26 protein-coding genes, 2 tRNA genes and 1 riboswitch are annotated in these 21,564 nt (G+C 68.2%); of the genes, 18 read left to right on the top strand and 10 right to left on the bottom strand.

Going from position 1 to position 21,564, the window contains the following annotated elements; translation table 11 throughout:
* The first annotated feature begins 17 nt into the window (after positions 1-17).
* Genes E3T28_RS09550 through E3T28_RS09560 form a run of 3 tightly spaced genes read left to right on the top strand, consistent with a single transcriptional unit; the run spans position 18 to position 2,996 of the window.
* Positions 18-1,223: an ABC transporter substrate-binding protein gene (locus E3T28_RS09550; RefSeq protein ID WP_134430217.1), complete on the top strand. Its 1,206-nt coding sequence runs from the start codon at positions 18-20 to the stop codon at positions 1,221-1,223.
* 38 nt (positions 1,224-1,261) lie between these two features.
* Positions 1,262-2,185: an ABC transporter permease gene (locus E3T28_RS09555; protein ID WP_134430220.1), complete on the top strand. Its 924-nt coding sequence runs from the start codon at positions 1,262-1,264 to the stop codon at positions 2,183-2,185.
* A gap of 10 nt (positions 2,186-2,195) precedes the next feature.
* The gene (locus tag E3T28_RS09560; RefSeq protein ID WP_134430223.1) at positions 2,196-2,996 is read left to right on the top strand and encodes an ABC transporter permease; all 801 of its coding nucleotides are present in this window, start codon (positions 2,196-2,198) and stop codon (positions 2,994-2,996) included.
* Positions 2,997-3,026: 30 nt separating this feature from the next.
* Here the strand turns inward: E3T28_RS09560 and E3T28_RS09565 are convergent, their stop codons facing one another.
* A complete protein-coding gene (locus E3T28_RS09565) occupies positions 3,027-3,590 on the bottom strand; it encodes a TIGR03086 family metal-binding protein (RefSeq protein WP_134430226.1) in 564 nt (187 codons plus the stop codon).
* Positions 3,591-3,822: 232 nt separating this feature from the next.
* Between E3T28_RS09565 and E3T28_RS09570 the strand changes: the two genes are divergently transcribed.
* Positions 3,823-5,112 (top strand): DNA polymerase IV, encoded by a 1,290-nt coding sequence (locus tag E3T28_RS09570; protein ID WP_134430228.1) that lies wholly within the window; start codon positions 3,823-3,825, stop codon positions 5,110-5,112.
* 9 nt (positions 5,113-5,121) lie between these two features.
* On the top strand, positions 5,122-5,454 hold the full coding sequence (locus E3T28_RS09575; RefSeq protein WP_134430231.1) for a hypothetical protein: 333 nt from the start codon (positions 5,122-5,124) through the stop codon (positions 5,452-5,454).
* Between the two features lie 61 nt (positions 5,455-5,515).
* On the opposite strand, the gene nhaA is transcribed toward E3T28_RS09575, so the two are convergent.
* Both nhaA and E3T28_RS16865 read right to left on the bottom strand, forming a co-directional pair.
* The gene (gene nhaA / locus E3T28_RS09580) at positions 5,516-6,889 is read right to left on the bottom strand and encodes a Na+/H+ antiporter NhaA (protein WP_134430234.1); all 1,374 of its coding nucleotides are present in this window, start codon (positions 6,887-6,889) and stop codon (positions 5,516-5,518) included.
* 105 nt (positions 6,890-6,994) lie between these two features.
* Complete coding sequence (locus E3T28_RS16865; RefSeq protein ID WP_166786980.1) at positions 6,995-7,162, bottom strand: hypothetical protein; 168 nt, start codon at positions 7,160-7,162, stop codon at positions 6,995-6,997.
* Between the two features lie 69 nt (positions 7,163-7,231).
* Positions 7,232-7,341: riboswitch (TPP riboswitch) on the top strand.
* Between the two features lie 37 nt (positions 7,342-7,378).
* Here E3T28_RS16865 and E3T28_RS09585 point away from each other — a divergent pair.
* The 5 genes from E3T28_RS09585 to E3T28_RS09605 are packed head-to-tail and all read left to right on the top strand — an operon-like array spanning position 7,379 to position 11,225.
* Positions 7,379-8,011: an ECF transporter S component gene (locus tag E3T28_RS09585; protein ID WP_134430236.1), complete on the top strand. Its 633-nt coding sequence runs from the start codon at positions 7,379-7,381 to the stop codon at positions 8,009-8,011.
* Positions 8,012-8,020: 9 nt separating this feature from the next.
* Complete coding sequence (locus tag E3T28_RS09590; RefSeq protein WP_134430238.1) at positions 8,021-9,544, top strand: ABC transporter ATP-binding protein; 1,524 nt, start codon at positions 8,021-8,023, stop codon at positions 9,542-9,544.
* Positions 9,541-10,323 (top strand): energy-coupling factor transporter transmembrane component T family protein, encoded by a 783-nt coding sequence (locus E3T28_RS09595; protein WP_134430241.1) that lies wholly within the window; start codon positions 9,541-9,543, stop codon positions 10,321-10,323. Before E3T28_RS09590 ends, E3T28_RS09595 begins: the two co-directional genes overlap by 4 nt.
* Positions 10,310-10,960, top strand: coding sequence for a nucleoside/nucleotide kinase family protein (locus E3T28_RS09600; RefSeq protein ID WP_241979265.1), 651 nt, complete (start codon positions 10,310-10,312; stop codon positions 10,958-10,960). Before E3T28_RS09595 ends, E3T28_RS09600 begins: the two co-directional genes overlap by 14 nt.
* A gap of 4 nt (positions 10,961-10,964) precedes the next feature.
* A complete protein-coding gene (locus E3T28_RS09605; protein ID WP_134430243.1) occupies positions 10,965-11,225 on the top strand; it encodes a hypothetical protein in 261 nt (86 codons plus the stop codon).
* Between the two features lie 68 nt (positions 11,226-11,293).
* Here E3T28_RS09605 and E3T28_RS09610 read toward each other — a convergent pair whose 3' ends face one another.
* From E3T28_RS09610 to orn, 4 genes are all read right to left on the bottom strand, one after another.
* Positions 11,294-12,595 (bottom strand): D-alanyl-D-alanine carboxypeptidase family protein, encoded by a 1,302-nt coding sequence (locus tag E3T28_RS09610; protein ID WP_134430245.1) that lies wholly within the window; start codon positions 12,593-12,595, stop codon positions 11,294-11,296.
* A 23-nt stretch (positions 12,596-12,618) separates the two neighbouring features.
* The gene (locus E3T28_RS09615; protein WP_104170257.1) at positions 12,619-12,969 is read right to left on the bottom strand and encodes a metallopeptidase family protein; all 351 of its coding nucleotides are present in this window, start codon (positions 12,967-12,969) and stop codon (positions 12,619-12,621) included.
* A gap of 102 nt (positions 12,970-13,071) precedes the next feature.
* A tRNA-His gene (locus E3T28_RS09620) sits at positions 13,072-13,147 on the bottom strand.
* 41 nt (positions 13,148-13,188) lie between these two features.
* A complete protein-coding gene (gene orn / locus E3T28_RS09625) occupies positions 13,189-13,809 on the bottom strand; it encodes an oligoribonuclease (RefSeq protein ID WP_134430247.1) in 621 nt (206 codons plus the stop codon).
* A gap of 127 nt (positions 13,810-13,936) precedes the next feature.
* On the opposite strand from orn, the gene E3T28_RS09630 reads away from it, so the two are divergent.
* The 3 genes from E3T28_RS09630 to nadE all read left to right on the top strand — a co-directional run bounded on the left by E3T28_RS09630 (position 13,937) and on the right by nadE (position 15,189).
* Positions 13,937-14,197: a YbbN family protein gene (locus tag E3T28_RS09630; protein WP_134430250.1), complete on the top strand. Its 261-nt coding sequence runs from the start codon at positions 13,937-13,939 to the stop codon at positions 14,195-14,197.
* A gap of 42 nt (positions 14,198-14,239) precedes the next feature.
* Positions 14,240-14,312 (top strand) — tRNA-Arg (locus E3T28_RS09635).
* A gap of 55 nt (positions 14,313-14,367) precedes the next feature.
* The gene (gene nadE / locus E3T28_RS09640) at positions 14,368-15,189 is read left to right on the top strand and encodes an ammonia-dependent NAD(+) synthetase (protein WP_134430252.1); all 822 of its coding nucleotides are present in this window, start codon (positions 14,368-14,370) and stop codon (positions 15,187-15,189) included.
* 56 nt (positions 15,190-15,245) lie between these two features.
* Here the strand turns inward: nadE and E3T28_RS09645 are convergent, their stop codons facing one another.
* The 3 genes from E3T28_RS09645 to mgrA all read right to left on the bottom strand — a co-directional run bounded on the left by E3T28_RS09645 (position 15,246) and on the right by mgrA (position 17,514).
* Positions 15,246-15,884, bottom strand: a complete 639-nt coding sequence (locus E3T28_RS09645; protein ID WP_134430255.1) for a hypothetical protein — start codon at positions 15,882-15,884, stop codon at positions 15,246-15,248.
* A 127-nt stretch (positions 15,885-16,011) separates the two neighbouring features.
* Positions 16,012-16,251, bottom strand: coding sequence for a hypothetical protein (locus E3T28_RS09650; protein ID WP_134430258.1), 240 nt, complete (start codon positions 16,249-16,251; stop codon positions 16,012-16,014).
* A 255-nt stretch (positions 16,252-16,506) separates the two neighbouring features.
* Positions 16,507-17,514 (bottom strand): L-glyceraldehyde 3-phosphate reductase, encoded by a 1,008-nt coding sequence (gene mgrA / locus E3T28_RS09655; protein ID WP_134430261.1) that lies wholly within the window; start codon positions 17,512-17,514, stop codon positions 16,507-16,509.
* A 17-nt stretch (positions 17,515-17,531) separates the two neighbouring features.
* Here mgrA and msrA point away from each other — a divergent pair, with 17 nt between their 5' ends.
* From msrA to E3T28_RS09680, 5 genes are all read left to right on the top strand, one after another.
* On the top strand, positions 17,532-18,053 hold the full coding sequence (gene msrA, locus E3T28_RS09660; RefSeq protein WP_134430264.1) for a peptide-methionine (S)-S-oxide reductase MsrA: 522 nt from the start codon (positions 17,532-17,534) through the stop codon (positions 18,051-18,053).
* A 195-nt stretch (positions 18,054-18,248) separates the two neighbouring features.
* Positions 18,249-18,767: a single-stranded DNA-binding protein gene (locus tag E3T28_RS09665; protein ID WP_134430267.1), complete on the top strand. Its 519-nt coding sequence runs from the start codon at positions 18,249-18,251 to the stop codon at positions 18,765-18,767.
* Between the two features lie 61 nt (positions 18,768-18,828).
* A complete protein-coding gene (locus E3T28_RS09670) occupies positions 18,829-19,362 on the top strand; it encodes a DUF6993 domain-containing protein (protein ID WP_241979266.1) in 534 nt (177 codons plus the stop codon).
* A gap of 5 nt (positions 19,363-19,367) precedes the next feature.
* Positions 19,368-21,050, top strand: coding sequence for an energy-dependent translational throttle protein EttA (gene ettA, locus E3T28_RS09675; RefSeq protein ID WP_134430270.1), 1,683 nt, complete (start codon positions 19,368-19,370; stop codon positions 21,048-21,050).
* A gap of 8 nt (positions 21,051-21,058) precedes the next feature.
* Positions 21,059-21,553 (top strand): acyl-CoA thioesterase, encoded by a 495-nt coding sequence (locus tag E3T28_RS09680; protein WP_134430273.1) that lies wholly within the window; start codon positions 21,059-21,061, stop codon positions 21,551-21,553.
* Positions 21,554-21,564 lie beyond the last annotated feature (11 nt).

Here is a 21,564-nt window from a genome sequence, read left to right on the forward strand (position 1 = left end):
CCGGAATGGAGAATGCAATGACACATCTTTCAGCACGACGCACCCGTATTCGTTCGTCAATCCTCACGGGATTGGCGATCGCCTCGGTGGCGTTGTTGACCGCCTGCGGCACCGGGGGCGACACGGGCACCGGGGGAGCGGAGAGAAGCGAAGCGCCCACGGAACTCGCCGAGAACGAGGACACGGTCTCGATCCTGGCCTGGCCGGGCTACGTCGAAGACGGCGGCAACGACCCGTCCGTCGACTGGGTGAGCGCCTTCGAGGAGGAGACCGGTTGCATGGTCACCAGCAAGACCTATGGCACCTCCGACGAGGCTTTCAACCTGATGAAGACCGGCGAGTACGACGTGGTCGCGGCTTCCGGCGATGCATCGCTGCGCCTGGTCGCGGCCGGAGACGTGGCCCCGGTCAACACCGACCTCATCCCCAACTACGAGGGCATCTATGACTTCCTGAAGATGCAGGACTGGAACAGCGTCGACGGCGTCGCCTACGGGATTCCGCACGGCTACGGTGCGAACCTGCTGATGTACAACACCGATGCCGTGACGCCGGCGCCGACCTCCTGGGACGTCGTCTTCGACGAGTCCAGCCAGTACGCGGGCAAGGTGACGGCCTACGATTCCCCGATCTATATCGCGGACGCCGCCATGTACCTGATGACCCACCAGCCCGATCTCGGCATCGAGAACCCGTACTCGCTGGACGAGACCCAGCTTGCCGCGGCCGTCGACCTGCTCAAGGCGCAGCGGGAGAACATCGGCGAATACTGGTCGGACTACCTCAAGTCGATCCAGGCCTTCGAGACCGGTGACACCGTCGTCGGCACCACCTGGCAGGTCATCCGCAATTCCCTGGCCGAAGGAACCCCGGCCGAGGTTGTGCTCCCCGAGGAGGGCGTCACCGGATGGTCCGACACCTGGATGGTCGCATCCGGGGCGCAGAGCCCGAACTGCGCCTACGCCTGGCTGAACTACATCGCCAGCCCGGAAGCGAACGCCCAGGCCACCGAGTACTTCGGTGAGGCCCCCTCCAACCAGGGCGCCTGCGACTTCACGGTGAACCCCGACCAGTGCGAGATCTTCCACGCCGGCGACGAGGAGTACGCGTCGCAGATCTGGTACTGGTCGACTCCGATCGAGGACTGCCTCGACGGCCGCACCGACGTGAAGTGCACCGACTACTCCGACTGGACGACCGCCTGGCAGGAGATCAAGGGCTAGCGCGGCATCCTGTCAGGCCGAGCCGGAACGGAGGAATCATGGCTGTTGACACGGCGTCATCGGGGCAACGGATACCGGTGCCCCCGCACCGCGACACGCTCGCCCGACGCGGTTCCATCACGCTCAGCGCGCATCCGCGGTTGCGACTGACGCTGATGCTGTCCGCCCCTCTGCTCTGGCTCGGCCTGATCTACATCGTCGCCCTCGCAGCCCTGCTGATCACCGCCCTGTGGACGGTGGACAGCTTCACGGGCACCATCACGCGGTCGTGGACGCTCGACAACATCATCACTGTCCTTACCGGCTCGCTCTACCAGACGGTGACGGTGCGCACGGTGGGGGTGGCGTTGCTGGTGACCCTGATCGACATTTTGGTGGCCCTGCCGATCGCGTTCTTCATGGCGAAGGTCGCCAGTCCCCGGTGGCAGCGCATCCTGGTGATCGCGGTGCTGATGCCGCTGTGGGCCAGCTACCTGGTCAAGGCCTACGCGTGGCGGTCGGTGCTCTCCCAGAACGGCATCTTCGAATGGCTGGTGGCCCCGTTCGGTGGGCAGAGCCCCGGCTACGGCCTGCCGGCGACCGTGATCACGCTCGCCTATCTTTGGCTGCCCTATGTGATCCTGCCCATCTATGCCGGCCTGGAACGGGTTCCGGACTCCCTGCTCGAGGCGTCCGGGGACCTGGGCGGCAAGACCTGGGCCACCCTGTGCCTGGTCGTGCTGCCGATGATCTGGCCGGCCATCATCGCCGGGTCCATCTTCAGCTTCTCCCTGTCGCTCGGCGACTACATCACCGTCAATATCGTGGGCGGGGCGAACCAGATGCTCGGCAACCTCGTCTACACGAACGTCGGCGCGGCCAACAACCTGCCGCTCGCCGCGGCGATCGCCCTGATCCCGATCGTCATCATCTTCGGCTACCTGGCCGTGGTGCGCCGCACCGGCGCCCTGGAAAACCTGTAAGGGGAGAATCATGCGTCTGTCGAGGCCCGCACGAGGCGTCCTGAGCATCGTCACCGGTCTCATCCTGCTCGTGATCTACCTGCCGCTGATGGTCGTGCTGGTGAACTCCTTCAGCACGAGCACCAGCCTCGTCTGGCCGCCGCCGGGACTCACCCTGGAATGGTGGGGGCGGGCCTTCCAGAGCGAGGGGGCGCTCGACGCGGTGCTCACGAGCGTGCAGATCGCCCTCATCGCCACCCTGGTCTCGCTCGTGCTCGGCACCCTGATCTCCCTGGCGCTGCAGCGGTTCGCCTTCTTCGGCCGCGAGGCGGTGAGTCTGCTGGTGATCCTGCCGATCGCCCTACCCGGTATCATCACGGGGATCGCCCTGAACAACGCCTTCCGCACCATTCTTGGGGTGCAACTGTCGATCGCGACCGTGATCGTCGCCCACGCCACGTTCTGTATCGTCACCGTGTTCAACAACGTGATCGCCCGGCTGCGGCGCCTCGGAACCAGCTACGAGGAGGCGTCGGCCGACCTCGGCGCGGGGCTCTGGACCACGTTCCGGCTGGTCACCTTCCCGCAGCTGCGCTCGGCGCTGCTTGCGGGCGGCCTGCTCGCCTTCGCCCTCAGCTTCGACGAGATTATCGTGACGACCTTCACTGCGGGGGCCGGCGTCAAGACGCTTCCGATCTGGATTCTGGACAACCTGTTCCGTCCGAGCCAGGCGCCGATCGTCAATGTCATCGCCGTGGTGCTGGTGCTGATGTCGATCATCCCGATCTACATTGCGCAGCGCATCGCCGGGGCGGAGAAGGTGAGCCGGTAGGGCCCCGTTCCGGTCACCGCAGCCCGCGGGCTACTGCGGGCTCGGGTCCCGCCCGGTGAGGGCGAGAAGTCGGGTCTGCAACGGCGCGTTCTCGTCGGCCGGTACGGGGGAGGCGAAGAGTCCGCTGGCCTCGAGGGTGTCGCGCTGGGCCTCGAACACCGTCCAGACCGCCTCGATCAGGGTCGGGTCGAGGGACTCGTCGGCATCCGTGGCCCGGGCCAGGTCCCAGGAGTGGATCGTGACGTCGGAGACCTGCTCGCGCAGATAGTCGGATGCCGTCACCGTGTCATACGACAGAGTCACCGGCGCGTCGGCCGAGGTCGCCGCCCAGGCAGCGGACGCCAGCGCCGAGTGGGTGGCCCATTCCTTCGCCAGGTCCGGGCCCAGCGGGGCGAGCGAGCGTCGGGCGTCGAGCACCGAGAGGCCGTTGAGCAGTGGCGGGATCCACTGCTGTTCCAGCACCACGTGGCGCACCAGGTCGGTCACGTTCCACTCGGTGTCTGGTGTGGCGGCAGCCCAGTCGGTGATCAGGTCGACGCGGCTGCCGAACTCCTCCGCGGCCCGTTTCTGCAGCGCAAGCCAGCCATGCGTCATGGGACTCCTTCGGTGGAACGATGGAACACTGGAACACTGGAACACTGGAACGGATGCCCCTGCAACGCTACAACCGGCATCGGTCACTGTGCATTCCGTCACGGTGCATTCCGTCACCGTGCATTCATTCCCGGCACCGGGCGCGTTCTCCTGTCGCGGAATCGGTGCGGCCTGTCGCCGGTCCGGGTTAGGGTCTCTCCAGGAGTTGAAGGACGACGAGCAGGCAGGACGCATGAGCAGGCAGGACGGCAGCGATCGCACGGTCTCGACCGACGCCGTCGACGACAGCACCGCGACTCTGCTCCACATCGACCTGGACGCCTTCTTCGCGTCGGTCGAACTGCTCGATCACCCCGAGCTGGTGCACCACCCGGTGATCGTGGGGCACCGATCAGGGCGCTCGGTGGTCACGGCGGCGAACTATGTGGCCCGTCGTTACGGTGTTAATTCGGCCATGCCCATGGCGCTCGCCCTGCGGCGCTGCCCGGCGGCGGTGGTACTCGAGCCGCACATGGGCCGGTACAGGGAGTATTCCGACCGGGTGATGCGCATCTTCGAAGATTTCACGCCGCTGGTCGAGCAGCTCGGCATCGACGAGGCGTTCCTGGATGTGGCCGGTGCCCGCCGCCTGCACGGCTCGCCCGCCGAGATCGGCGCCAAGATCCGGGCCCAGGTCAAGGCGGAGACGGGGTTGACCTGCTCGGTCGGTGCGGCGAGCACGAAGTTCGTCGCCAAAATGGCCTCGGGCCGGGCCAAACCCGACGGCCTGCTGGTGATCCCCGCCGAGGACACGCTGGCGTTTCTGCATCCGTTGCCCGTCGGCGCCCTGTGGGGGGTCGGCGCAACGACCGAGCAGGCGTTGCTCGGGCAGGGCCTGCGTCAGATCGGCGACCTCGCCCGCACCCCGCTCGCCGTGCTGCAGAAGTGCGTGGGGGATGCTTCCGGCCGCAAACTGCACGAGCTGGCCTGGGGGAGGGACCCGCGGGTGGTCACCGTGGAACACGAGGAGAAGAGCGTCGGCCACGAGGTCACGTTCGAATACGACGTGACGGATGCCGCCCGGCTCCGCAGCGAACTGCTGCGGCAGTCCGTCGCGGTGGCTGCCCGGCTGCGCCGCGCCGGCCTCGTCGGCCGCTGCGTGGTGCTCAAGTTGCGCTACACCGATTTCAGCACCGTCACCCGCTCGCGCACCCTGTCGGAGCCGACCAGTGTCGGCCGCCGGATCTACGAGGAGGTGGCCGCCAGCTTCGAGGTGCTGGCGGCGTCCGGTATCCGGGTGCGCCTGATCGGCGTGCGCGTCGAGCAGCTCAGCGACGGCGACGGCAGCGGTGCGGGCCTCTGGGACCCCGACGACGACTGGCGCAGCGCCGAACGGGCTGTCGATTCGGTGACCGCACGGTTCGGCCGCGGCACGCTGCGGCCTGCCTCACTGCTGGACCCGGACACCCCCCGAACGGCAACTCCTGAGCAGCCACGCGCCGGACGACTTCCGTTCGGCGATCTCGAACCAGACAGGGGGTAGCCTGAAACCATGACTAGCCTTCCAGAGAAGCTCGCAGATATCTCTCGTACCGCCGGCGTCAGGTCGGCCTACGGTGATCCAGTCCAGGTCGACGGTGTCACCCTGATTCCCGTTGCTCTCGTCTACTACGGTTTCGGCGGCGGTGAGGGCGATTCCGCCGCCACCGGCACCGGTTCCGGCGGCGGCGGCGGCGGGGCATCTTTGCCGATCGGCGCCTACGTCAAGTCGGGAACGACGGTGCGCTTCGAGCCCAACGTCATCTCGTTGCTCTCGGTCGGCATCCCGTTCCTGTGGGTGGCCGGCAAGGCCATCTCCCGCATCATCCGCGCCCTCAAGCGCTAGGCGCGAAAACCACCAGCCGCCCAGCCACGTCGGCTGGGCGGTCGACTGCACTCCGGGGCGGTCAGCGCCCGCCGGGCCGTTCGCTTCGTGCAGGGTCGGCCTGGAACACATCGGGGATGCCGTCGTTGTCGGCGTCGAGCGCCTCCTTCTCGGCGATGCGCCCGTAGTGCCGGTTGCGGCTGCGCAGCACGACGCTCGCCAGCAGCGCGGCCAGCAGCGACCCGGTCAGGATGGCCACCTTGGCGTGATCGTCGTGCGGGCTGCCCTGTCCGAAGGCCAGTTCGCTGATCAGCAGCGACACCGTGAAGCCGACACCGGCGAGCATGGCCACACCGAGCACGTCCACCCAGGCGAGATCCGGGTCGAGGGCGCCCCGGGTGGTCTTGGTGACCAGCCACGTGGCCAGCATGATGCCGACCGGCTTGCCGACCACCAGGGCGACGACGATTCCGATCGCGACCGGGTCGGTGAGGGCCGTGGTCAAACCCTCCACGCCGCCGAGCGTGACGCCAGCGGAAAAGAACGCGAACACGGGCACGGCGAAGCCGGCTGACAGCGGGCGGATGCGGTGCTCCAGGTTCTGGGCGAGGCCCGGGCCGGCGTCGGGTCCGCCGCCTCGGCGGCTGCGCAGCACGGGCACGGCGAAGCCGAGCAGCACTCCGGCGACGGTGGCGTGGATGCCGGAGCCGTGCACGAGTGCCCAGGTGACCAGGCCGAGCGGCAGCAGGATCGTGCCGGCGGCCCACTTGGTGGTCGCGAACACATAGGAGTACTTGTGCGACAGGAATGCGAAGAGGCCCAGCGGCACGAGGGCGAGCAGCAGCAGGACCGGCTGGAGGTCGCCGGAATAAAAGAAGGCGATGATGGCGATGGCGAGCAGGTCGTCGACCACCGCCAGGGTCAGCAGGAAGATGCGCAGTGCGCTGGGCAGTTTGGAGCCGATCACGGCGAGGACGGCAACGGCGAAGGCGATGTCGGTTGCGGTGGGGATCGCCCAGCCGCGCAGCATCTCCGGCCCCGAGCTGAACGCGATCGCGGTGAAGATCAGCGCGGGGACGATGACGCCGCCGATGGCCGCGGCCACCGGGACGACCGCGCGGCTGAAGGTGCGCAGGTCTCCGGCGACGAACTCGCGCTTGAGTTCGAGCCCGGCGATGAAGAAGAAGATTGCCAGGAGCCCGTCGGCGGCCCACGCGCCGAGACTCAGGTTGAGGTGCCACGGCTCATAGCCGATCGTGAAATCCCGCACGGAATAGTAGAGATCGGCGGCGCCGGTGTTGGCCAGGACCAGGGCGAGCACCGTCGCCACCAGCAGGAGCGCACCACCCACGGTCTCCTTGCGCAGGATCGTCGAGACGTGCAGGTACTCGGGGTAGCTGCTCCGGTTGAAGACATTCAGTTTTGGAGTGGCAGGAAGGGGTGATGGTTTCGTCATAGACGAGCCTCAGACAATCGGGATTTTGTGGCACACGAACAATTCTGTCGACCAGACTTCCCGACTCACCACTTCCAGCGTACCGCGTTCGGGGGCTCAGCGCCGTCAGCGCCGTCCGCGCCACCACCGGCTCGGAAGGTCGCGCCAGCCCTGGGGGATATGCCAGGGGCCGCGCACGGGCAGCCCACGGCGCATCCGTCGCCGCCGCAGAACGAAGTGACGCAGCAGCAGAAGCAGCAGCGTGGCGAGGATCAGGGGAACGGTGAACATCATTCGATCCCGTCGGCGATGCGGCGGCGAGACGTGGACTCCATCCCGCGATTCTAGGCCGCGGTCTATACTGGGTTCGAACACGGGAGTCCGGTCAACCGGGCTGAGAGGAAGCTTCTGAAGCTTCGACCGTCGAACCTGATCTGGATCATGCCAGCGCAGGGAGGCAGATCTTCTCGTTCCCGTGCCCTGGAACCATCTACGGAAAGGGCACGACCAGTGCACGCAACAACCACCCTTCTCACCTCCGCCACGAACCGTAAGCCGCGGAATTTCCGCTGGCGGGTCGTCGATATCGTCATCGCCAGCGTCATCGGCGTGGCCAGCGGGCTCATCTTCGTCGTCTGGAACCAGGCCTACAACCCGCTCAGCGGCCTGCTCACTCCGCTGCTGCCGGGCTTGCAGGCCCTGCTGGGCGGCGGATGGCTGTTCGCCGGCGTTCTCGGCGGCCTCATCATCCGCAAACCCGGCGCGGCCCTCTACACCGAGCTGCTCGCGGCTGTCGTGTCGACCCTGGTGGGTGGCACCGCTTGGGGAGCCACCATCCTGGTGTCCGGCCTGGTGCAGGGTCTCGGCGCCGAGCTGGTCTTCGCGCTGTTCTTCTACGCCAACTACCGCCTCGTCGTGGCCCTGCTCGCCGGCGCGGGAGCCGGCCTGGCCCTCGCGGTCAACGACCTGGTGCTCTGGTACCCCGGGTCGGCCGCGCCGTTCATCGCCATCTACACCACCTCCTCGATCGTCTCCGGCGTTCTGGTGGCCGGGCTGCTGTCCTGGTTGGCCATGCGCGGTCTCGCCCGCACCGGTGCGCTGTCTCGCTTCGCCGCGGGGCGATCGAACCGCGCCCGGGTTTAGGGACGGGCGATGACACCGGCAGCAGCGGCATCCGTCTTGGGCGCGTCCGTCGTCGCCCGCGGCTGGGGCTGGCGGCATGCCGGGCGGCGGGGCTGGGCCGTCGACGGTCTCGACCTGCGAATCGAGCCGGGCGAGCGCGTGCTGCTGCTCGGCGCCTCCGGGGCCGGCAAATCCACCCTGCTGCACGCCCTCGCCGGTGTTCTCGGCGGCGACGAGGAGGGTGAGCAGCGCGGTCAGCTGCTCGTGAACGGCGCCGAACCGACCGCTGCGCGCGGCCAGGCCGGGCTGCTGCTGCAGGACCCGGACTCCCAGGTGATCCTGGCGCGGGTGGGCGACGACGTCGCCTTCGGCTGCGAGAATCTCGGGGTACCGCGTGAGGAGATCTGGCGCCGGGTGCACGACGCCCTGGACATGGTCGGCCTACACCTGCCGCTCAGTCATCCGACGTCGGCGCTGTCGGGCGGGCAGAAGCAGCGCCTCGCCCTTGCCGGGGTGTTGGCGATGCGGCCGGGGCTGCTCCTGCTCGACGAACCCACGGCGAACCTCGACCCGGCGGGAGTGCTCGACGTGCGCGATTCCGTCGCCCGCGTGCTCGAGCACTCCGAGGCGACGTTCATCGTGATCGAACACCGCGTGGCGGTCTGGCAGAACCTCGTGAACCGGGTGATCGTGCTCGACGCGGCCGGGGGAGTGCTGGCCGACGGTCACCCCGACGAGGTGCTGACGAGACAGGGTGAACGGCTCGCGGCCGCGGGCGTCTGGGTGCCCGGGCGAGGCAGTGGCCTGGCATCATCGCGCGGCGGGACGCATCCCGCTTCGGCGCCCGGCTCGGTGCCTCTGCTCCGCACACCCGGACTGGCAATCGCCCGCACGCGCACCGAGGTCATCGCCCGGGACATCGACCTCACGGTGCACGCCGGCACCGCCCTGGCTGTCACCGGGCCCAACGGCGCCGGAAAATCGACCCTGGCGCTCACCCTCGCCGGCCTGCTGAAACCGGCCGGGGGAGCCGTGCTCGCCAGCCCCGAATTTGCCGCCGGGGCCGACGCGGAACCGATCCGGTGGAAGTCCCGCCAACTGCTCACCCGCATCGGCACCGTGTTCCAGAGCCCCGAGCACCAGTTCGTGGCCGCCACAGTGCGGGCCGAACTCGCCGTGGGGCCGCGCGCCCTCACCCAGCCGGAGGCGGCCGTCAACGCCCGGGTCGACGAGGTGCTGCAGCGCCTGCGCCTGGACCACCTGGCGGAGGCGAACCCGTTCACACTCTCCGGCGGCGAGAAGCGCCGACTGTCGGTGGGCACCGTGCTGGCGACCCAGCCACGGCTGCTCGTGCTCGACGAACCCACGTTCGGCCAGGACCTGCGCACCTGGCGGGAGATCGTGGTCCTGCTCGACGAGCTTCTGCTGGAGGGCACGGCGGTGGTGGCCGTCTCGCATGACACCGACTTCGTGGCCGCCCTCTTCGAGCGGGAATACCGTCTGACCGGGCAGGCCGGCCCCGGCGTCACGCCGCGGGCCGCGGTGTCCCGGTGAGTGTGCTGACGCCGGCCCGAGGAACTCAGGCCATCTTCCGGATCAACCCGGTCGCGAAGCTGGCCGCCGCGCTGCTGCTGGCGGGCGTGCTCATCCTGACCATCGACTGGGTCTCCGCCGCGGTCGCCCTGGCCTGCGAGTTCGTTCTCTTCTTCTGGGCCGGACTGTCCCTGAAGGCCTTCGCGCTGCGCACCCTGCCGGTCTGGATCGCCGCCCCCACCGCCGGCGTCACCACCCTGCTCTACGGGCAAGCAGCCGGAGCGGTCTACTGGTCCTTCGGATTGGTCAACGTGACCGAGGGATCGCTCGAGCTCGCCATCGCGACGACCCTGCGCATCCTCGCCATCGGGCTGCCCTCGGTCGTGCTCTTCGTGACCGTCGACCCCACCGACCTGGCCGACGGCCTTGCCCAGGTCGTGAAACTGCCGGCCCGCTTCGTGCTGGGCGGCCTGGCCGGGCTGCGTCTGGTCGGCCTGTTCCTCGAGGACTGGCGTGCCCTCGAACTGGCCCGGCGGGCCCGGGGCATTGCGGACCACGGCGCCCTGCGCCGACTGCTCAGCCAGGCCTTCGCCCTGTTGGTGCTGTCGATCCGGCGCGGCAGCAAGCTCGCGACCGCGATGGAGGCTCGCGGGTTCGGCGCCCCGGTGCGGCGCACCTGGGCCCGCCCGTCGACCTTCCGGGGGTGCGAGGTGGCCCTGGTCGGCATCGGCCTGGCCGTGGCCCTGCTCGCGGTGGGCGTCTCCGTCGCGACGGGAAGCTGGAACTGTGTCCTCACCTGATCTGCACACGGCCGGCGACCGGCGGATGCTGCTGGCCCCCGTGTTCCGCGCCCTCGCGGCCGCCGGGGTGGCACCCGTCATTCTTATCGACGGGCCGAGCGGCGCCGGCAAGAGCACCCTCGCCGACGCGCTCGTCGACGCCTGGCCTGGACCGCTCCGCCCCACCCTGGTGCGGTTGGACGACATCTACCCCGGCTGGCAGGGCCTGGACGCCGCCGTTGCGCATCTGGCCGAGCACGTGCTCGCGCCGCGGGCGCGCGGCCTGCCCGCGGCCTGGCAACGCTACGACTGGGAACGGGGAGAGGCGGCAGGATGGCACCCCGTCGACCCGGCCCGCCCGCTGATCGTGGAGGGCTGCGGAACGCTCGCGGCCGCCCACGCGCCGCTCAGCGACATCCGGGTCTGGCTGCACGCCGACGACCGGATCCGCAAGCAGCGGGCCCTCGCCCGGGACGGCGAGCTGTTCCGGTCGCGCTGGGACCAGTGGGAGACCAGCTGGGAGGCCTACCGGGAGAGGGAAGCGCCCGAGCGGCAGGCGACGATCCGGATCACGGGGACCCCGGGCATCCGTCGCCCCGACGCGTCCGGGGAATCGTGCCCGGCGCCCGCCGGATGCCCGCCTGCCGGGCTAGGGTGAGGTCATGACTGGTAAGAGCACGGAAGCTGTCGTCTACACCGCGGAGTTCATCGACGGGCCCCTGGCCGGTCAGGTCGATTCCCGGGTGCTGCTCCACGGCAAGCACGAACCTCGGGTCAGTATGATGGCCGCCGTCGAGGGGGTCGAAACACTGTTCTGGTACGACGAGGAGGACACCCGCGATGTGCAGGGCCGCCTGCACGTGCGCTACCGGTTCGACGCGGGCGAGAGCGACCCGTACCTGCCTACCGGCGAGGGCGAGTAGCCGCCGACCCGTAGCCGCCGACGAGTGGCTGCCGTGGCCCGCCGCCCGCCCGCCGCGGCCGTTTGCCGCTAGCGGTTCGCGCCGATCAGCGCCGAGATCATCGGCACCGGGTGCAGGAGCCTCCAGCCGAGGCCCGGTGCGCTGATCGTGCGGTCGAGCACCAGCGTCGACGTCACCTCGGCGCCTCCGGCCTCCACAGTGACCCGGCCGACGGTCGTGCCCGCGCGGCCGGTCGACAGTGTGTCCACGGTCACCTCGGCCTCGCCCGGGGCCTGCGCCTGCCAGCCGTACGTGGTCGTGGCCGTGCGCACGGTCCCGGAGGCTTCGGCGCCCCACGGGGTGCGGAAGTCCACGTAGGCGTCACCCAGTGCGAGGGTGGGCAGCTCGCGCACCCCGGCGCGGGCGCTCGCCATCAGGGCGGTGACGTCGGCCGTGAGAGTGTCGTAGTCGGGTTCGCCGATCAGGGCGCCGGCGAAGGTGTACACCGAGTCGGGGCCCTGAACCTGGCCGGTGAAGAGGAAGCAGACGCCGGCACCGTCGGTGTAGCTGCGGGTGATGCCGGTGACTCCCTCCTCGGCGAGGAACGCCGTGGTGTTGTCCACGCCGCGCTGGCCCACCAGGGCGGACGCCGGCTGGGAGAGGATGGCGCCGATCACCGGGTCGGCGGCGGCCAGGCCCGCCAGCCGGGCGAGGTCGATGGCCGTTCCCACGCTGTCGTCGCTGAGCCCGGTGGCGTCGGCGACGCGGGTGCCGTCGAGTCCCTGCTCGGCCAGCCAGGTGTTGGCGGCGGCGGTGTAGGCGTCGAGGGAGCCGAAGGCCCAGCGGGCGAGCGTGTCGGCGTGGTTGTTGCTGGAACCCAGGACCATCGCCTGGAGCAGCTCGTTCTCGGTCCACGATTCGCCCGGGAAGACGGTGACGGTTCGGGCGCCGGAATTGCCGTAATCGATGTAGTCCTGGTAGTCGGCGGCCGTGATCGGGATCTGCGGCCCTGGGTCACCGAGGGCCAATGGCTTGGCGTCGAGCACGACCAGGGCGGTCACGATCTTCGTCGCCGCTGCCATCGGCAGTGGATCTGCCGTGCCGGCCACGGCGAGCGGCAGGGTGGTGGCGAGAGCGTCGACGTCCAGCACTGTCGTCTCCGGGGCGGCCGGGGTGGGCGTGACCCGGGACAGGCCGATGACGGCGCTGCCGCCGGTGGGCGGCAGCGCCGGTGGGACCGGAACCGTCTCGTCTGCCGCCGGGGCGATCACGGTGGCGGTGGCTTCGGGTAGCGGCCCCAGCAGGGTGGCCGGCCCATAGACGCCGACGGACAGGATGACGAGGGCGCCGATCGCGGCGCCGATGACGCGGGCAGGCCGGGATCTACTCATGACGCAAGGCTAACGGTGGTTCGTCATCCCCAGCCGAGGTCGTGCAGCCTGTCGTCGTCGATACCGTAGAAATGCGCGATCTCATGCACCAGGGTGATGTGAACCTGGTCGCGCAACTCCTCGAGATCTGCGCAGAGCTCCAGCAGCGGTTCTCGGTAAAGCACGATCCGGTCGGGCATCTCGCCGAAGCCGTACTGTCCGCGTTCGGTCAGGGCAACCCCGTCGTAGAGCCCCAGGGTGTCCATCGTTCCGTCTTCGGGGCGGTCCTCGACCACGAAGATCACGTTGTCCAGGCCGTCGACCATATCGTCGGGCAGGAGATCGAGCTCGTCGACGACGAGACGTTCGAATTCCTCGTGGGTCAGCTGCGGCATCCGTTCAGCATCTCACGGCGGCGACAGCGGGTAAAACGAAACGCACACCGGGAGCCGAGGCTCCCGATGTGCGTTCGCATCACCGGTACTACATGTTTCAGTTGGGGTGAGTAACGGGGCTTGAACCCGCGGCCTTCCGGACCACAACCGGATGCTCTACCAGCTGAGCTATACCCACCATTCGGCACTTTCCCAGGGGAAAGCAACTCCACAAGTGTATTACATGTTGGGAGCGAAAATGTTCACGGCCTCGGCCGCGCTGGTCTTGGCCTGTTCGCTGGACGGCCCGGGATCGGCCACGAACACGGTCTGGCGGTAGTAGGCGAGCTCGCGGATGGATTCGAGGATGTCGGCCAGCGCGCGGTGTCCGCCGTCTTTCGCCGGGGCGTTGAAGTAGACCCGCGGGTACCAGCGGCGGGCGAGTTCCTTGATCGAGGACACGTCGACGTTGCGGTAGTGCAGCTGGTCATCGAGGCGGGGCATGTACTTGGTCAGGAAGGCCCGGTCCGTGCCGATGGAATTGCCGGCCAACGGAGCCTTCTGATCGGCCGGGATGAACTTCAGCACGTATTCGAGAACCAGGGTCTCGGCCTCCGTCGCACTGATTCCGTTCGGGATCTCGTTGATCAGCCCGCTGGTCTCGTGCATGTTGCGCACGAAATCGTTCATGTTCTCCAGCGATGCCGGATTCGGCTTGATGATGAGGTCGAGTCCCGGGTCGATGATGTTGAGGTCGTAGTCGGTGATCACCACGGCGATCTCCACCAACTCGTCGGAATCAATGTCCAGACCGGTCATTTCGCAGTCAATCCATACCAACCGGTCACTACTTTTTGTCATGTGCCGAGTCTAACGGCGGCCACCGACCGGTCCCGTTGCCCCGGTCCTAGTCCAAGTCCCAGTCCCGGCACCGGCACCGGCACCGGCACCGGCGAGGCCGCCACGCGCGCTCCGTAGACTACCCAGCATGGAACTGACGTACTTCTCCTCCGCGTTCTGTGAGCCCTGCATGCAGACCCGGGCGGTCCTGGCCGAGGTCGAACGCCTCGTGCCCCAGGCGACGGTGCGCGAGTTCGACGTGACGCGCGATGCCGCGGAGGCCGAGGCCGCAGGAATCCGGATCACCCCTACAGTGATCATCCGGGACGCGGCCGGGGTCGAGGTCTTCCGCGGCGTCGGTGTGCCGACACTCGCCCAGGTCCTGGTCGCGGCCGCGAAGGCCGTTTGAGCGCCGAGAGGCCGGGTCTGCGGTATTGTTGAGCGTTGTTCGGCCCCCGTAGCTCAGTGGATAGAGCAGCGGCCTTCTAATCCGCTTGTCGTAGGTTCGATTCCTACCGGGGGCACTGCACGACACCCGTGAATCCCGTCGCCGATCCCTCGGCTTGGTAGATTTGCAGGATGCGAGAACTACAGGCGCGAATCATCGCGGAGCTGAACGTGTCCCCCCGGATCGATGCCGCCGCGGAGGTACGCCGCAGGGTGCAGTTCCTCGCGGACTATCTGGTGCGAACCGGTGCGAAGGGTCTCGTGCTCGGCATCAGCGGAGGCCAGGATTCCAGCCTCGCCGGCCGCCTGTGCCAGCTGGCCGTGGAGCAGCTCGCCGCGGACGGACGACCGGTCACGTTCCGGGCCGTGCGCCTGCCCTACCGGGTGCAGCGAGACGAGGATGACGCGCAGCTCGCCCTGGAGTTCATTCGTCCCGCGGAGACCGTCACCTTCGACATCCTGCGCGCCGTCGACGGCATCGAAGCGGAATTCGCCGACGCGACGGGCCGGTCGCTGCCCGACTTCGATAAGGGGAACGTCAAGGCCCGCGTGCGTATGGTTGCCCAGTACGCCCTCGCAGGCTCGGCCGGCCTGCTGGTCGTTGGCACCGACCACGCGGCCGAGGCAGTCACCGGATTCTTCACCAAGTACGGGGACGGCGGCACGGACATCCTGCCGTTGACCGGACTGACCAAGCGTCAGGGTCGCGCGCTGCTGGTGGAGCTGGGGGCACCGGACCGGTTGTACCTCAAGGCGCCGACCGCCGACCTTCTCGACGACAACCCCGGCCAGACCGACGAGGCCAACCTGGGGCTGCGGTACGAGCAGATCGACGACTTCCTGGAGGGGCTGCCCGTCGACGACGACGTCGCCGAGACGCTGGAAAAGCGCTACCTCAACACCGAGCACAAGCGCCAGGTGCCGGTGTCGATGTTCGACGAGTGGTGGCGCTAGCCGTTAAAGCGTGAACCGCCGCCTCGCTCGGGAGCGCGGCGGCGGCTGACGGATGTCTAGCTCTGGAGCGGGGTGGGGCGCACCTCGAGAGCCTGCACGTCGTCGAGGAGGCGCTGGGTCTCCGTCGACGCGGAGGCCGTTCCGGACGCGTACTGGTGCGGGACGGGAGCGGCCGGCGCAGCGTCGAACTGGTCGTGGTGCTGCTGGGCGGTCCAGGCATCCTGCTCGGCGAGGAGGTTCTTCTCGGTGCTGTTCTTGGAGACCTTCCACCGGTCGAGGTCGCTCTGGAAGATCTTGCGGGTGCGGCCCGGCTTCTCCTGCCATTCGACCAGTCGGTCTCGGAATTCGAGCAGCGCGGGCTCGAGCTGATAACCGAACGTGGCCGAGGTGCGCTTGAGCTCGGCGAGCTGATGCGCGGCCCAGTTCGCGGCGACTCCCGAACCCTTGATCGGCAGGAGGCGCAGCTGCACGTCGGCCTGGCCCACCGCCCGGTCCGCCATGACCTGCTCCTGCGGCGTGAGGGAGTTCCAGACGGATGCCTCGGTCGCGGCATCCACGAGGGTCCCGATCACGGCCGCCTTGAGAGCCCGGTCGTTCTGCGCGAGGAGGCGTTTGATCGCCCCTCGGGAGATCAGTGCCGCCAGAACGCTGGCGACAACGATCGAGACGATGAGCACCACGGCACTGAAAACCATGGACTGATTGCTGGCTGCCGTGAGCCAGGATACGAAATTATTCCACCACTGCATGAGCGCACTTTACCGGCGTCTCGGCCCGTTCTCCGGGAGCGGCGCGGCGTGCCCCGCGAGGAGGTGCGCCCCGTCAGCGGAAGCAGTCCGCCGCGTCGTCGATGCGCCAGAACGAACCGACGTTCATCGTTCGGCTGGCGGCAAGCAGGCGACGAGCGGAGAAGCGGTCGCCGTCGGCCTCGGTGCGCCGCTCGATGTGTCCGAGGACCATGCCGGACGGATTCGAGACCCGCCAGAGGCCGTCTTTCACGGGAACGAGCAGCAGGCCGCGGATGACCGGCAGGCGGGGTGGTGCGGACGCTGGTGCGGACATGAATTCCTCCGAGGTCAACCGTTCAGGGGTGATGGTCCCCTCAGGCTATGGAGAGCCGCCGACATCGCTGCGGCGTTAGCGCGGAGGCCCGTTCAGCAGGGCCATGTCCTGGCTGGCCAGGTCGAGGTCCACGACCCGGTAGGAACCGGGCCACCAGGGCGACGAGCAGCACGCCGGTGAATTCGATCATCAGGGCGATGCCCACCGGCAGCAGGCTGATCGCCGCGAGGAGAGCGTAGAGGTAGCCCAGGTGGTTCAGCCCAGTCCGGTGCCGTGCACAGCGTACGGTTCGATCGCGTCGATCTCGCCCTGAGTCAGGGCCGGGGCATCGAGCGCGGCCACGGTCTGCTCGAGCTGGTTCACGCTGCTCGCGCCGACCAGCACGCTGGTGACGGATGGCTGGCGCAGGATCCAGGTTACCGCCAGCTGGGCCAGCGTCTGGCCGCGTTCGGCGGCGATCGCATTGAGGGCACGGGCACGGCCCAGGTAGGTGTCCGTGAGCACCTCTTCCGAAAGAAAACCGCTCGTCGCGACCCGCGAGCCGGCCGGCACGGACCCGTCCAGGTAACGGTCGGTGAGCAGACCCTGCGCGAGGGGCGAGAACACGATACTGCCCATGCCGAGCTCGTCGAGCACGGGGAAGAGCCCGTCTTCGACGTGCCGGTCGAACATCGAGTAGCGCGGCTGGTGGATCAGCAGCGGGATCCTGTGCTCGGCCAGCGCCGTCGCCGCCGCCCGCGTCTGCTCGGGCGTGTAGCTGGAGATGCCCACATACAGCGCCTTGCCCTGCTGCACCGCCGACGCCAGCGCGCCCATGGTCTCCTCGATCGGCGTCTCCGGGTCGGGGCGGTGCGAGTAGAAGATGTCGACGTAGTCGACGCCGAGCCGGCCCAGGCTCGCGTCGAGGGAGGAGAGCAGGTACTTGCGGGAGCCGAAATCGCCGTAGGGGCCGGGCCACATGTCGTAGCCGGCCTTGCTGGAGATGATCATCTCGTCCCGGTAGGCGCGGAAGTCCTCGGCAAAGATGCGGCCGAAGTTGGTCTCGGCGGCCCCGGGAGGAGGGCCGTAGTTGTTGGCCAGGTCGAAGTGGGTGACCCCCAAGTCGAAAGCACGCCTCAGGATGGCGCGTTGTGGCTCGATCGGGCGCTCGTGGCCGAAGTTGTGCCAGAGGCCGAGGGACAGCGCCGGCAGCTTGAGGCCGCTCCGTCCGGTGCGGCGGTAGGTCATGTCGGCATAGCGGTTCGGAGCTGGTACGAAGGTCATGCCGTTACTCTAGGGGGGTGCAAACTTTTGTGGTCGCAGGTGGATGTTTCTGGTGTCTCGATGCTGTGTATCGGGTGTTACGTGGCGTGAGTGAGGTGGTCTCCGGCTATACCGGAGGCGAGTCTCAGAGGCCCACGTATGAGTCGGTGTGCTCGGGCCGCACCGGCCATGCCGAGGCCATCGCCGTGACGTTCGAGCCGGAGGTCATCCCGGCCAGCGTCATCCTCGACGTGTTCTTCACACTGCACGACCCGACCCAGCTGAACCGCCAGGGCGCCGACGTGGGCACCCAGTACCGGTCGGCCATGTTCTACACCGACGACGAGCAGAAGCAGCTCTTCGAAACGGCTCGCACTCGCGCCGCCGAATGGTGGGGCGACGGCATCGTCACGACGATCGAGCCGCTCGGCGAGTACTTCGTGGCCGAGGACTACCACCAGGACTTCTTCGCGAAAAACCCCGGCCAGGGCTACTGCATGGCCGTCGCGGTGCCCAAGGTGAACAAGATCCGCAAGTCCTACGCCGGGTACCTGCTCTAGCGGCTCGTCCAACCCTCCCCAGGCGCGCGGGGCAGTCATCAAGCACAGGTTCCGAATGACCGCCCCGCGCGTCATTCTGCCGCCGCACACTCGGAGAACGTGATCTGGGGGGCGGCGGAGACAGGCACGAGCCGTCGCTCCCAGGTCGCGTGTTCCGGGCATGCGTCCGGGGCCCGCTGGATGAGGGAGACCGCAATGAGCGACACCATCACTGTGACCGGAATCGTGGCCACCACGCCCCGTCACCTCGTGACCAGTTCCGGACTGGCCATCACCTCGTTTCGGCTGGCGTCCAGCCAGCGCCGCTTCGACCGGGTCAAACAGTCCTGGGTCGACGCCGAGACCAACTGGTATACGGTCTCCTCCTTCCGGCAGCTCGCCCACAATGTGGTGAGCTCGGTGCGGAAGGGCGAGCACGTGGTCGTCGCTGGGCGGTTGCGCATCCGGCCCTGGGAAAACGCCGACCGCAACGGCACCTCGGTCGAGGTCGAGGCCGAGACCGTCGGGCACGACCTGGCCTGGTGCAGCACGGTGTACACGCGCTCGCCGCCGCCCGGCGCGGCTTCCGCACCACATCCGACCGAGCCGACCGAGCAGACCGAGCAGACCGAGCAGACCGAGCCGACCGATGGCTTTCTACCGTCGGACAGCGACGACGCACCTCGGCTGGGCGGCGAGGCAGAGCCCGCGGCACTGGTCGGGGTCGATTCCTAGGGGCGCTCGCGGATCTGGCAGACTCGGAGGTCTGGCCGCACCGCGGTCGCGGAAGGATCACGTGCCGGCAGGATCAGATCGGGTACCCCGGAGGCGCCGAACCGGCATCCGTTTCGGACGCGCCTGGGGCTCGCTCGTGCTCGGGCTGGCGGTCGGTGTGAGCCTGGCGGCCTGTTCGGCGGTGCCCGACGCAACACCGTCGGCGCCCGCCACTGCCTCGGCGACGGACACTCCGGCACCGAGCGCGACGGCTGCCCCCGCCCCGGCGCTGCAGCCGGGGAAGGACGCCGCGGCGAACCTGGACTACTTCGACACCGTCGCGACCAAGGTCGTGGCCGGCGACGAGAACGCAGGCGGGCGGGCGTTCGTGGACGCGCTGGTGGCCGCGGGCTTCGACAAGGCGGAGATGGAGGTCACCTTCGACGAGACCAACATCGACCTGGCCGCGGACTCGATCCAATTCTCCGTTCGGTTCAACGGGGAATGCCTGATCGGGCAGAACGGACCGGCAACGGACGGCTACCACAGCACGGTGACGGCGATCCTTGCATCGGGAACGTGTCTGGTCGGGGCCACGCGGCAAATAGACTGGTAGACACTATGGCTGAATTTATCTACACGATGGTCCGCGCTCGCAAGGCGGTCGGCGACAAGCTGATCCTCGACGACGTCACCATGTCATTCTTCCCGGGCGCCAAAATCGGTATCGTGGGGCCGAACGGCGCGGGTAAGTCCACGATCCTGAAGATCATGGCCGGGCTGGACACCCCCAGCAACGGCGAGGCGAAGCTCTCGCCCGGCTACTCCGTCGGCATCCTGATGCAGGAGCCCGAGCTCGACGAGACCAAGACGGTCCTTGAGAACGTGCAGGAAGGCGTCGGCCCGATCAAGGCCAAGGTCGACCGCTTCAACGAGATCAGCCTCGCGCTCGCCGAACCCGATGCGGACTTCGACGCGCTGCTGGCCGAAATGGGCACGCTGCAGGAGGCCATCGACGCCGCCGACGCCTGGGATCTAGACTCCCAGCTCGAGCAGGCCATGGACGCCCTCCGTACCCCGCCGGGCGACTACGCCGTGGCCGACCTCTCCGGTGGTGAGAAGCGTCGCGTGGCGCTGACCAAGCTGCTGCTGCAGAAGCCCGACCTGCTCCTCCTCGACGAGCCCACCAACCACCTCGACGCCGAGAGCGTGCTCTGGCTCGAACAGCACCTGGCCCAGTACGCCGGCGCCGTTCTGGCCGTCACCCACGACCGGTACTTCCTCGATCACGTGGCCGAGTGGATCGCCGAAGTCGACCGTGGCCACCTGTACCCCTACGAGGGCAACTACTCGACCTATCTCGAGAAGAAGCAGGAACGACTGATGATCGCGGGCAAGAAGGACGCGAAGATGGCCAAGCGCCTCGCGGACGAGCTCGAATGGGTGCGCTCGAACGCGAAGGGCCGCCAAGCGAAGTCGAAGGCGCGCCTCGCCCGCTACGAAGAGATGGCGGCGGCTGCGGAGAGCACCCGCAAGCTCGACTTCGAAGAAATCCAGATTCCCGTCGGCCCGCGCCTCGGCGCCCAGGTCATCGACGCCAAGAAGGTCAAGAAGGGATTCGGCGACCGGGTTCTGATCGAGGACCTTTCCTTCACACTCCCGCGAAACGGCATCGTCGGCATCATCGGCCCCAACGGCGTGGGCAAGACCACGCTGTTCAAGACCATCGTCGGGCTTGAGCCGCTCGACCAGGGTGAGCTGAAGATCGGTGAGACGGTCGACATCTCCTACGTCGACCAGAGCCGCGCCGGCATCGACCCGAACAAGTCGCTGTGGGAGGTCGTCTCCGACGGCCAGGACTATATCCAGGTCGGCAAGACCGAGATTCCGTCGCGGGCCTACGTGTCCACGTTCGGGTTCAAGGGCCCCGACCAGCAGAAGAAGGCCGGCGTGCTCTCCGGCGGTGAGCGCAACCGCCTCAACCTGGCCCTCACTCTCAAGCAGGGCGGCAACCTGCTGCTGCTCGACGAGCCCACCAACGACCTGGACGTCGAGACGCTCGGCTCACTCGAGAACGCGCTCCTCGAATTCCCCGGCTGCGCCGTGGTCATCACTCACGACCGGTGGTTCCTCGACCGCATCGCCACGCACATCCTCTCCTATGAGGGCACCGACGAAGACCCGGCGAACTGGTACTGGTTCGAGGGGAACTTCGAGTCGTACGAGCAGAACAAGATCGAGCGCCTCGGTCCGGATGCCGCGAAGCCGCACCGCTCCGCGTACCGCAAGCTGACCCGCGACTAGGGCCCACGATGAAGCTGCATGTGCCGGTCAAGCTGCGCTGGTCGGACCTGGACGCCTACGGTCACGTCAACAACGCCGAGCTCTTGCGTGTGCTCGAGGATGCGCGCATCCAGGCGTTCTGGCCGGATGAAGACGGCGACGGGCCCGGGGCATTCGCCGGCACCGCGGTGCTGGACGGGCGCCCGGGCGCAGCGACGCTGACACTGATCGCGCGAATGGAGGCCGAGTACCTGGCTCCGATCCCGTATCTGAGGCAGCCTCTGGACATCCGTCTCTGGCTCGGAAAGCTCGGCGGCGCCAGCCTCGAGGTCTGCTACGAGGTGTGGACCCCGATCGGCCTGGAGCCGGCGGTCCTCTTCGCGCAGGCGAGCACCACGATCGTGTTGGTCGACGCCGCGACCGAGCGGCCCCGCAAGATCAACGAGGTCGAGCGGGCCGCCTGGGCTCCGTACGTGGACGAGCCCATCCGGTTCACCCGCCGTGCGAGCGTGCCGGCGGAGTAGGGCAGCCCCGA

Origin of the sequence: Cryobacterium sinapicolor (genome assembly GCF_004403465.1) — a bacterium.
In the GTDB taxonomy this organism is placed as follows: domain Bacteria; phylum Actinomycetota; class Actinomycetes; order Actinomycetales; family Microbacteriaceae; genus Cryobacterium; species Cryobacterium sinapicolor.